Annotated in this window: 9 protein-coding genes; 3 read left to right on the top strand and 6 right to left on the bottom strand. The window is 47.4% G+C overall.

Annotated elements, in window-relative coordinates; genetic code table 11:
- Nucleotides 1-7 precede the first annotated feature (7 nt).
- A complete protein-coding gene (treR, locus tag NYE50_RS04135; RefSeq protein WP_061861963.1) occupies nucleotides 8-724 on the top strand; it encodes a trehalose operon repressor in 717 nt (238 codons plus the stop codon).
- A gap of 132 nt (nucleotides 725-856) precedes the next feature.
- A complete protein-coding gene (locus NYE50_RS04140; RefSeq protein WP_061861964.1) occupies nucleotides 857-1522 on the top strand; it encodes an NAD(P)H-dependent oxidoreductase in 666 nt (221 codons plus the stop codon).
- Between the two features lie 35 nt (nucleotides 1523-1557).
- Here NYE50_RS04140 and NYE50_RS04145 read toward each other — a convergent pair whose 3' ends face one another.
- The 3 genes from NYE50_RS04145 to NYE50_RS04155 form a co-directional block, all read right to left on the bottom strand.
- A complete protein-coding gene (locus NYE50_RS04145) occupies nucleotides 1558-2319 on the bottom strand; it encodes a YibE/F family protein (RefSeq protein ID WP_021493875.1) in 762 nt (253 codons plus the stop codon).
- Nucleotides 2316-3455, bottom strand: coding sequence for a YibE/F family protein (locus NYE50_RS04150; RefSeq protein ID WP_159353900.1), 1140 nt, complete (start codon nucleotides 3453-3455; stop codon nucleotides 2316-2318). Before NYE50_RS04150 ends, NYE50_RS04145 begins: the two co-directional genes overlap by 4 nt.
- Nucleotides 3456-3664: 209 nt before the next feature.
- Nucleotides 3665-7957: a multifunctional 2',3'-cyclic-nucleotide 2'-phosphodiesterase/3'-nucleotidase/5'-nucleotidase gene (locus NYE50_RS04155; RefSeq protein WP_224988628.1), complete on the bottom strand. Its 4293-nt coding sequence runs from the start codon at nucleotides 7955-7957 to the stop codon at nucleotides 3665-3667.
- Nucleotides 7958-8177: 220 nt separating this feature from the next.
- Here NYE50_RS04155 and NYE50_RS04160 point away from each other — a divergent pair, with 220 nt between their 5' ends.
- Entirely contained in the window at nucleotides 8178-8693 is a 516-nt protein-coding gene (locus NYE50_RS04160) for a type 1 glutamine amidotransferase domain-containing protein (protein ID WP_224988627.1), read from the top strand.
- Between the two features lie 20 nt (nucleotides 8694-8713).
- On the opposite strand, the gene NYE50_RS04165 is transcribed toward NYE50_RS04160, so the two are convergent.
- The 3 genes from NYE50_RS04165 to aroD form a co-directional block, all read right to left on the bottom strand.
- Nucleotides 8714-9745: a LacI family DNA-binding transcriptional regulator gene (locus NYE50_RS04165; RefSeq protein WP_022552753.1), complete on the bottom strand. Its 1032-nt coding sequence runs from the start codon at nucleotides 9743-9745 to the stop codon at nucleotides 8714-8716.
- A gap of 135 nt (nucleotides 9746-9880) precedes the next feature.
- A complete protein-coding gene (locus NYE50_RS04170; protein ID WP_014720860.1) occupies nucleotides 9881-10765 on the bottom strand; it encodes a shikimate dehydrogenase in 885 nt (294 codons plus the stop codon).
- Nucleotides 10766-10830: 65 nt separating this feature from the next.
- Entirely contained in the window at nucleotides 10831-11592 is a 762-nt protein-coding gene (gene aroD, locus NYE50_RS04175) for a type I 3-dehydroquinate dehydratase (RefSeq protein WP_021493872.1), read from the bottom strand.
- Nucleotides 11593-11617 lie beyond the last annotated feature (25 nt).

Raw genomic sequence — 11617 nt, forward strand, 5'->3', positions numbered from 1 at the left:
TGGTCAAATGAAAGTGAATAAATACATCACAATCTATAAAGATATGGTGCGGCAGATCGAAAGCGGCCAGCGGAAGGCTGAAGACGTTCTTCCGTCTGAAAATGATTTGTGCGATCAATACGGCACATCACGAGAAACCGTCCGCAAAGCGCTCAATATGCTGGCGCAAAACGGCTACATCCAGAAAATCAAAGGCAAAGGCTCCGTCATATTAGATAGAGAAAAAATGCGTTTTCCCGTCTCAGGCCTGATCAGCTTCAAAGAGCTTTCGAAAACGCTCGGAAAAGAGACGAGAACGGCGGTTCACCGTCTCGGGCTGATCCTGCCTCCCACAGAAGCCGCAAAAGAGCTTGGTGCAGAAGCGGATGAAAAGGTGTGGGAAGTCGTCAGATCAAGACGGATTGACGGAGAACATATTATTTTGGACAAGGATTACTTTGTAAAAAAACATGTGCCTCTATTGACGAAGGCGATTTGCGAAGATTCGATCTATGAGTATCTCGAAGGAGAGCTCGGCTTGTCCATCAGCTACGCGCAAAAGGAAATTGTCGTGGAGCCGGCGGGGGAAGAGGACCGGAAGTATTTGGATCTCGGCGGATTCAGCCATATGGCGGTCGTGAAAAACCGCGTCTTTTTGGAGGATACCAGCCTCTTTCAGTACACGGAAAGCCGGCACAGGCTCGATAAATTCCGTTTCGTCGACTTTGCGAGAAGGGAAAAATAAAAACGGACTGCCGCGGCAGCCCGTTTTTTTGTCAGTATCAAAATGAATACTATCCAACAAAAATGTGCGTACTGGTACTTTCAAAAATATTGGCTACAATAGTACATAACGATTGAAAAGGAGAGATCATGAATGTCAGATAAAAAACAGCAGATCATCGAAGCGTATCAATTCAGACACGCCACAAAGGAATTTGATCCTGAGAAAAAAATTTCAGAAAGCGATTTTGAATTCATTTTAGAAACGGGAAGATTATCCCCAAGCTCACTCGGTTTGGAGCCTTGGAAATTTGTCGTCGTTCAAAATCCGGAGCTTCGTGAAAAACTCCGCGAGTTCACATGGGGCGCGCAAAAGCAGCTGCCGACCGCAAGCCATTTCGTACTTCTGCTTGCCCGGACGGCAAAGGATATCCGTTTTGACGCCGACTATGTCAAAAATCACTTGCGGGAAGTCAAAAAAATGCCGGAAGATATGTATGAAGGCTATATCAGCAAAACGGAAGATTTCCAGAAAAATGATTTCAATCTGCTTGAATCAGATCGCGCGTTGTTTGACTGGGCATCCAAACAGACTTACATCGCCCTCGGCAATATGATGACTGCCGCTGCGCAGATCGGAATCGACTCCTGCCCTGTAGAAGGCTTCAACTACAAAGAAATTCACCGGATTCTTGAAGAAGAAGGGCTTCTGGAAAACGGAAGTTTCGACATCTCTGTTATGGCCGCATTCGGCTACCGTGTCAGAGAACCGCGCCCGAAAACAAGATCTGCCTCAAAAGACATTGTAAAGTGGGTATAAGATAAAAAAAGCTGCCGGGCGTGTCCCGGCAGCTTTTAACGTTTATTTGGTTTTGCTAAAAAACAGGCGGTGATCCAGGATGTAACGGGAATGATGATGCCGATCCCGATTCCGGCACAAAGAATGGTGACGGCTTCCGCACTGAATACTTTTGAGTTCACAATTTTTTCAGCTGAGTATGATAAGTCTTTAAACCAGATAATTAAAGCCAAATAGCTGCCGAAAAAAGCAAAGAATAACGTATTCGTATTCGTTCCTAAAATATCTCTCCCGATGCTTAATCCGAATGTGTACAGATCTTTTCTGCTCATGGACGGATTATGACTGTAAATTTCCCGCATGGGTGAAGTAATGGAAATCGCGACATCGGTAATCGCCCCAATCGTGCCCATGATGATCATGGCTGCGGTAACCTTCACAAAATCCACCCCGACAAACAGTGTGAATATGCCGATATCACCCAATTCTTCTTCACCGAATCCCTGAATCGAAGTATGTTTTGTTACAGACATAATAAAAAACAGCAACAATGCAATCGTCAGCATTGCGGAAATAAAGGCGGTTACGGTTTTGACGTTTCCTCCATTAATATAAAAAAGAGTAATGCTGCAAATCACGGCGGAAGAGAGCAATGTTAAAACAATCGGATTGATATGCGGGTCTGTCATGAAAATGATGGTGAGAAAGAGAACACCGAAATTTAAGAATAACGCAATAAAAGACCTCGCTCCTTTTTTTCCGCCGATGATGACCATTAATAGAAATAAAATCGCCGCGAGAATTACGATGACATTCATGAGCTTGCCTTCTTTCGTTTAATAAAAAAGATAGAAGCATACAGACTGGCGGGTATGGCTAATACGATTCCGATCCCTCCGGCCAATGCTCTGGCTATTTCCAAGGAAATGTTCATAGAAAGAGTGAATCCTATCGGGGAATCATTTTTCAAATACAACAGCATCATCGGAATAGAGCCGCTTATATAAGCAAAAAACAGAATGTTGGTCATCGCCCCCATGATGTCTTTTCCGATCTCCATCCCGGAACGTCTGAGAGCTTGTAATGAGATATCCTTGTTTTCTTCATATAATCCGAAGACAGATGACGTCATGGTAATGGCTACATCCATGACCGCTCCCAGTGATCCGATAAATACCCCGGCCATGAACACCGTGTGATAAGGGCGGGTTAAATACTGCATTTCCTCATATCTGAGACCTTTCTCTCCGGTTGCCAGCATTACCAGATACGTAATCAGCAGGGAAACGAAAGTGCCTGCGAGCGTCGCGGCAATGGCGGCGTATGTTTTCGCGTGAAAACCGCTGACAAGCAGCAATGAGATGACAGTAAAGATGAGAATACAGACACCGCAGATGAAAATTAATCCTATATTAGGATGCTTCCTGTACAAATCTAATGCAAACGACAGTAAAACGGCGTTGAACATCAGGCTGACGATCGAAAAGAAGCCTTGTTTTTTGCCGACGATAAGCAAGGTGAAGATGAAAACCCAAGCGATCAGCAAAAGCTGTTTATCCCGTTTTTTATCTATAATGCTTCCCGATATATCCTTGTTTGATGGTTTCCCTTTATCAATAGAAACGAATACTTCATCGCCAATCGAATATTTCTGATCGTTCGCTCCGGATGATGAATACTGATTGGACAAATGAATGAGCTGTCCTTTCTGACTGCCGTTTTCAAGTCTGGCAGTGATCGTCTGACTGAAAATCTTATCTTTGTTTTTATGCATGTCCTGTACGTCAGACTGGTGTTCCAATGTTGTTTTCGTCACTTTGGCAATCGGGCGCTCATAAAAAGAAGCGTTGTGAGTGACGAAAATGAGCGAGCTGATAAAACAGAGCGCTGTTATCACGTAAAACAGCTTTTTCTTGTAAGACATGCGGTTTCGTTTGTTTCCTGTTATCTTCAAAAAAAGTCCTCCAAACAGGCGGCGCCGTGTGAAAGAGAGGCCCTGCCGTGAAGTGTTAAACGATGCGGATACAGTCTTTCGCGAATAACGTTCATATTTTATCACTCGGCCGTACGGCTGTCGACTCAGAGAGGGACCGAGATAAAAAGCTCCCCTGAAATCAGATCAGGAGAGCTCTTGGGATGAACCGCCCGATAAAAGCGGTCTTTTTATGCTTCGTTCACTTTTTTTGCTTTTCTTCTTTGATACAGATACAGTGCGGTTCCGAGCGCGCTGATGAGTAACCCGGCAAGAAGGATGGAATACATCGTTGTGGCCGTATCAGGAAGCAGGCCGCCCGGCGATACTCCGTCCTGCGCAGGGCCGGATGACGGTTTTTGTCCGCTTGGCTGCTTTCCGGAGCCGTGATCTCCGCTTGTCGGCGGCGCGCTCTTCGTGTTTGCGTTTAATATGGTGTATTCACTGAAATGATTTGTATAGCCCGTGACGAGATCGTGTGAAACCGAACCGTTGTCTGTTTTTGTATAGACGTTCTTTTTCCGGTCTACATGGTAAATGCCCGGCTGTTTCGCCTTTTTCGTATTCTCAATGCGCAGGGTGAGCTTTACCGGCGCTTTGAATGTTTTGATGTCTTTGTTTTTCTGCTTCATTGTAAAGTCGTATACATTTGAAAGCGCCCCGCTTACTTTTCCTTTCGGCGTCACGCCGAATCGTGTATCAGCTGAAGCAGCGTTTGCCATCGGCATTTTCATGCTGAACTTGTCATGCAGGATCGTAAGGGAAGAATCCGATGTTCTGTCCTTTAACAGGCCGATTTGTTTTTTTGTCACGCTGAGATCAATCGGCTTTTTGGCGCCGTCATTCTTATCGTAATACACGATCGGCGTATTGGCGTTTTTGGCATAGACGGCAAATGCGCTGTCATCTTCAAGCGTCCACGAGCCGTTTTTTTGTTTCGTCGGCAGGTACACTTCCTGCGCGCGGCCGTCAACTTTCGGTTCCACCGCTTTTCCCGCTTTTTCAAGCTGCTCGGTGAAGACCTCATAGTCGACAAAGCCAAGGTCTTCTTTATGGGACGCTTCGTTAAAGACGGAATATCCGTCTCCGCCTTCACCGACAAAGTTACTGGTGGCGACTCTGTATGTCTTCTTATCAGAAATCGGCTTTACGCTGCCGTCATCCTGTACGGCCGCAGCTTGAAGAACGCGGTGTCCCGGCTTTTTATTCAGTGTAAACGTGTATGTTAAACCGGCAACTTGAGGGAAGGCGCCGCCTTGAGCCTCAATTCCGCTTAACCCTTGTTCCAAGGCTTGTTTGATCTGTTTTCCGGTTAAATCCGCGACGTAAAGCGTGTTGCCGAACGGCATCACATTCAGCACATCGCCGAGTGTGATGTCTCCTTTATCAATGCCCGCGCGGATGCCGCCCCCGTTTGTGATCGCGATTTGGGCGCCGGCCGCTTCCTTCGCTTTTTGCAGCATGCCGTCCGCGATGAAGTTTCCGAGATTGGTTTCTTTGGAGCGGACATGCTCGCGCTGGCCGTCAAGTGCGACCTTCGTTGAACCGACTTTTTCATTTTTAACTGAGACGAGCTCTTTTTTAAACGGATCAAGCTCTTTTTTCAGATCCGGGTCTTCTTTCGTCTGCTCGTTCACCGGCAGCGCCTGAAGAGAGGATTGTTCCGGCAGAACGACGCCGTTTTTGTCAAATGCGACATCGACACGGCCTAAATATTCGCCGTATTCTTTTGCCTGGGCGACGATGGTCGGCTCTTCGTTTTTGACAACTTCCATTTTATCTACAAGCGTATGCGTATGTCCGCCGACGATTAAGTCGATGCCTTTTACCTTTTTGGCGAGATCGAGATCACGCTGATGCCCGATATGGGTCAGGGCGATAATTTTATTGACATGTTCCTTGTTCTGTATTTCTTTTACTGTATCTTGTGCGGATTGGAAGGCATCATGAAAGACAATGCTTTTTCCCGGGCTTGATGTGACGGACGTATCTTCTGTCGTTAAGCCGAATACGGCGACTTTTTCTCCGTTTACATCAAGCAGAATGTATGGATAGATGCCTGCTTTTTTCTTTTTCCCTGCCGTAAATGTGTCTGCTTTTTTCATGAATGGTCTGAGTTTTGACTCTTTGGACACATCGACATTTGAGCTGACGAGCGGAAAGTCAGGCGCTTGAAAATTGTATTTTCCGGACGGGTCAGCCGCGCTCCCGTTACCGCTCAGGAAGCTGGCGAGAGCACCCGGACCTTTATCAAACTCATGATTTCCGAAGGTCATTGCGTCGTAGCCCATGCTGTTCATCAATTTTAAATCAGCCAGCCCCTGCCACTTTGTGAAATAGAGATCACCTGAGAAAACGTCTCCCGCATCCAGCAAAATGCTGCGGTCGGTTTCGCTTCTGATTTCTTTGATTTTCGTCATCCGCCTCGCCGCGTTATCAAGGTGGGCGTGCGTGTCGTTTGTATGCATAACGGTGAGTTTCCATGCATCATCTTTCGGCGGCTTTGTGCCCGGTTCATCATCTTTGAATTGGAGCTTGTACTGTCCGTAGCCCGCGTTTTGTGATTCACCGATATAGGCGACGTCATCTGCGCGGTCGGCAAACGGCTTTGCAGCCAAGGAAGATTCAAATGTCAGGTTTGTCCCTTTGACCGGAAGGATGGACCAGTTATGATCAGCCTGCGGATTAATCGTTTTCTGCTGGATGATGTAATCCATTAAGACCTGCCTGTTCTCATCGGCAGAAGAGTATACGATTTTATCATTGCTTAAGTGAGGGAATCCTCCGCCGCCTGAAGCGCGGTAATTATTTGTGACGATCAGAAATTCCTGCTTGGCGCTGACGGGCTTTCCTTGATAAGAAAGGTTGACGATCCGGCTTGCATCGGGATGAATGACTGTTCCGTTTTCGTTGTATTTCGCCGGTTTTGTGACATCGACCTGATAGGTGACACCGTCAATGACATCAAAATTGTATGAGCGGTAGGCGTCATTTAAAAGCGCTTGGCTGCCGCCTTTTGCCTGATCGATCTGATTAAATTGCCCCGCGGACATTTCGAGCCAGTCTTTCACTTCGCTTCCGTTCAGCTTGACGATCTGAACCGTGTTGTCATACAGGTACAAATCGCCGATGTTTTTGATGGCGAGGTCGCCAGCGGAAATGTTTGTATAGTAATTTGAGCCGTTCCGCCCGCCGGCTTTAAACGGAGCGCCCGCCGAGAGGATAGGCAGATCTTTGTATTCCGTATCCTTCATCTTATTTTCGGCGTACCATTTTTGCGCATCCGTTACGATTTGAATGGACGGATCATCTTTGACTTGGGCGAAGAAACTGTTGATATCGGCTTTTGTCTGGCCGACGGGTTCTCTGATGTATTTCAAAGTGCCTTCGTGCGCTTTTTTGACGGTATTGACGACGGTTTCGTTTTCCGACGTCACATTGCCGGCAATCGGCTCGATGCTGCCTTTTGCATCTTCCACATGCCACGCGCTGTCTGTTTTTTTAAGCCGGAGGTCGATGACGCCCGCATATTTGCCCCAGCTGCTTGACATAACAACGGGGATGCCGTTAATCGTGCCTTTATCGACGTCGAATTGATCAGCGCCTTTGTATTCGGCATCAGGGAAAAGCCCGTGCTGATGGCCGGATACGATCGCGTCAATTCCGCCGACTTTCGTTGCCAGGTCAAAAACGGCGTTTTCCGCTCCGGAAGACTGCGCTTTTTTTTCGATGCCGCTGTGGGCGAGGGCGATGACGATATCGGCTCCTTCAGCTTTCATTTTCGGAACGGTTTTCTTTGCGGATTCCACAATGTCCTCGACCTGAACGCGGCCTTCGAGATTTTTCTTATCCCACGTCATGATTTGGGGAGGAACAAAGCCGATGTAGCCGACTTTTATCTGATGCTTGCCGCCGTTTTCATCCGTGACGGTTTTGTCTTTTATGACATAAGGCGTATAACGGTTTTCGCCGCTTAATGTTTTCACATTGGCGTTAACGATCGGATAATCAGCGCCTTTGATTGTCCCGTCCAGAAATTCAAGCCCGTAATTAAATTCATGATTGCCGAGTGTTCCTGCGTCATAATGCAGACTGTTCATCACTTCAATGATCGGATGGGTCTTTGCGCCTGAAATGATATCATTTTTCTCATATTTTACGGCGTATTCTCCGAGGGGATTCCCCTGAATCAGGTCTCCGTTATCGACAAGCAGCGTATTCGGGTTTTCGCGCCTGTGCTTCTCAATAAGCTGAGCCGTTCTGGCCAGCCCGAATTCCGTTGTCGGTTTGTCGCTGTAGTAATCGTAGTCCATCATGTTAGCGTGAACGTCAGTTGTGGCTAAAATGCTGAGATTCACACTGGAGGATTTGTTTTCTTCTGCTTTAATGGGTGATGTTGGGAGGATTAGACTAAGTATCATAACTAGGGGCAGCAGAATACGGAGTGTCATATTGACGCTGCATCGTCTTTTCTGTATTCTCACCTGTTCTCCACCTTTCAACAAATTTTGTCATGCAGTACCATTGTAAGAATATTTTGTGAAAGTTCATATAGATTTCATGATGATTCTTGTAAAAAGATGAAAAATGAGGATAATGACCTATGTAAAACGGATGAGCGGCAAACGCGTTACTTATGTTTGATGTTAGTGTGGCTGGGGTACATGGATTTATGTAGACTTCATCAAGCAGGAGGTAGTAACTATGGGTAAAAAAATTGCAGTTGTATTAACGGATTATTTTGAGGATGTCGAGTATACTGAACCTGCGAAAGCTTTTAAAGATGCGGGTCATGAATTAACCGTAATTGAACAGGAAAAAGGAAAAACAGTCAAAGGCAAACAAGGGGAAGCGGAAGTGAAAGTGGACGCGTCCATCGATGATGTGAATCCGAAAGACTTTGACGCATTGCTGATCCCGGGCGGATTCTCTCCTGACATGCTGCGTGCGGATGACCGTTTCGTCCAATTTGCCAAAGCGTTCATGGATGATAAAAAACCGGTGTTCGCCATCTGCCACGGACCTCAGCTTCTCATCAACGCGAAAGCATTGGACGGGCGCAAAGCGACAGGGTTTACTTCAATCCAAATCGACATGGAAAACGCGGGCGCGAATGTTGTGGATGAAGAAGTCGTCGTCTGTCAGAACCAGCTGGTCACAAGCCGCACACCGGATGACATTCCGGCATTCAACCGCGAATCATTAAAACTGCTTGCGTAATATAATAGCGGAGCGCCGTATCAGGCGTTCCGCTTTTTTTGTGAAGATTCCCGGATGACCAGCTCAGGCGCCAGAATAATGCGTTGTTTTTTGTGCTGGGAACTGGTGATTTTATGATGCAGCAATTGAGCCGCTTCTTTTCCCGACTGCCGCGGAAAGGAAGAAACGGTTGTAAGCGGGGGATAAGAAATTTCAGCTTCCGGCACGTTATCAAAGCCGATAATGTCAATATCTTCGCCCGGAACGAGCCCGGCTTTTCTGATCCCTTGCATGACGCCGAACGCGACCAAATCACTGAAGCAGAAAATCGCGGTCGGGCGCTCAGACCGGCGGAGGAGCTCCGTCACGGCTTCACAGCCTGCTTCGCGGGTCGGCGCGCTGTCAATGACATATTCATTTTTCACATCCAGATCCGCTTCACGGAGCGCTTTTTTAAACCCTTTCATACGCTTCGTCCATGTTGATGAGTGCTTCACGCCGCCCAGAAACGCAATCTCCTGATGGCCTTTCTCAATGAAATGACGCACTGCCTTATAGGTGCCTTCCTCATAATCGGCTCCGACAAAATCACAATCTGCATCGGCAATCTCCCTGACGGCGAGCACGACCGGAATGTCAAGCTGCTCAAGGCGGGAAAGGGTTTCCTCAGCCGTACCTGAAACCGGACACAAAATCAATCCGCCGACCCTGTGTTCCAGCATGGTCGAGATCAGCTGTTCCTGCTTGGCGACGGAATCAAATGTCGTGCCTAACAGCACCGTTAATCCGACTTCCTCAAGCGTATTCTGAACGCCGATCAGAAACTCTGAGAAAAACGTATTGGAAATGTCAGTAATAATCAATCCTACCGTTGTGGACGTCTGTGATCGTAAATTCGCGGCGACCCGATCATATACGTACCCCAGCTCCCGCATGGATTGCAGCACTTTCTCACGGGTCGCTTCGGAAATTCGCGGATTGTTGCGGACGATTAATGAAGCGGTGGATGTTGAGACGCCGGCATGTTCAGCGACCTGCTGCAATGTCACCCGGCGTTTTTTTTGCTGTTTCATACGTCGCATTCCTCACTTGGTTTTTATTCGTTACATCCATTATAAGCGTTTTGGCGCATGAGAAGAAAGAGAGAGGGGAGAAAATGACAAAGCGCCGGAAGACGGATTGTCCTTCGGCGCTTCTGTCACAATAGGTTATTCAAACATTTGCTCTTTAATATACTGAACCGGCATTTCACGGCCTGTCCAATATTCAAATGCCATGGCGCCCTGCCAAAGCATCATGCCGAGGCCGTTAATGGTGCTGCAGCCGGCCGCTTGAGCTTGTTCAAGCAATTTCGACGTAACGGGGTTGTAAACGACGTCTGTCACAATCAAATCAGGACGGAGCATGGATGTATCTTCAATGACGCTCAAGCCTTCAAGCGGTTTCATGCCGACACCTGTTCCGTTTGTGAAAATATCGCTTGAAGCGATTTCAGCACGCAGCGCATCTTGATCTTCGAGCGGGAAGACTTTCGCTTTACAAGAAGATCCCTTCATTTCTTCATTGATAATGCGGACGTTTTCTTCCGCTTTTTCGAAAAACGCGTCATTACGGGCGAAAATAGAGATTTCTCCGAGGCCTTCCAATGCGGATTGAATCGCTATCGGAGTGGCGGCCCCGCCGGAACCGACCAGCGTCATTTTTTTGCCTGTGATATCGATGCCGTGTTCTTTTAAGTTGCGGACGTATCCCATACCGTCAGTCGAGTGTCCGATCAGTCTGCCGTTTTCATTAACGACTGTATTCACCGCGCCGGTGAATTTCGCTGAATCCGCGAGTTCATCGAGGTAAGGGAGAATGTTCATCTTGTTCGGCATCGAGACATTGAATCCTCTGACGTTTAAGGCGCGCATTCCCGTTACCACATCTTCCAGCTGTTCATTGCCGACTTCAAACGCGAGGTAAGCGTAGTTCAATCCTAATTTTTTAAACGCCAGGTTGTGCATCGCCGGAGATAAAGAGTGTCCGATCGGTGTCGCGAATAATCCGATAAGCTGAGTTTTTCCGTTAATCCGTCCTAAATCTTTCTTCATGATGTATTCCTCCGTTAGTCCATTCATTTGTTTTTCATCCCGCTTTGAGGGCAGAAAAACGCTGATTACATATGTTTATTTAAAATGCTGAGTACGCTGCGCAATTCTTCAACGGGAATCTGTCCGGGCGCTGATGCTTCTTTGCCCGCTCCGAACGTGCACGCTGAGCCGAAGACTTCGCCGGCCAGGCGGCTGATCAGGCCTGTCCCCGCCATTGACATCGTGATGATCGGCCGGTCTGCGTATTGTGTTTTCATCGTGTGAGTGGCATCCAATAAGACGAAAACATCTTCAGTGCTTTGCGGCATCACCGCGATTTTCGGAATGTGCGCGCCGTACGCCTGCATGTTCCGCAGCCGGGAAATGATTTCTTCTTTTTTCGGTGTCTGATGAAAATCATGATTGGACATGACGACATATACGCCGTTATCTTCAGCGGTTTTCACAATTGATTTGACTTCCGCTTCTCCCGTAAACAACTCAACGTCTGCAAGGTCAATATGTTTTGTTTCGATGGCGGTTTTAAGCAATTCAATGTAAAAGCGGTCATCAATAACTTTATTTCCGCCTTCTTTATGGGTTCTGAATGTGAAAAGCAGCGGTGTTGCGCCTGCGGCTTTCCGCAGCTTTTCAAGCATGCCTTTTACGGCGTCCAGGCTGTCAACATGCTCGTACACATCCGCCCGCCACTCAATGATATCCGGGCAAAGCCTGTTGACGGCTTCCATTTCTTCGAGCAGTTCTTTCTCTCCGGCCGCCATCAGCGGCACAATGATCTTCGGAAGCCCTTCGCCGATGACCGTGTTTCTGATCGTGATAGATTGCATGATAAATCCTCTCCCTTAAAAAATA

It is taken from the genome of Bacillus sp. EU55 (assembly GCF_038005925.1).
Lineage (GTDB): Bacteria > Bacillota > Bacilli > Bacillales > Bacillaceae > Bacillus > Bacillus velezensis.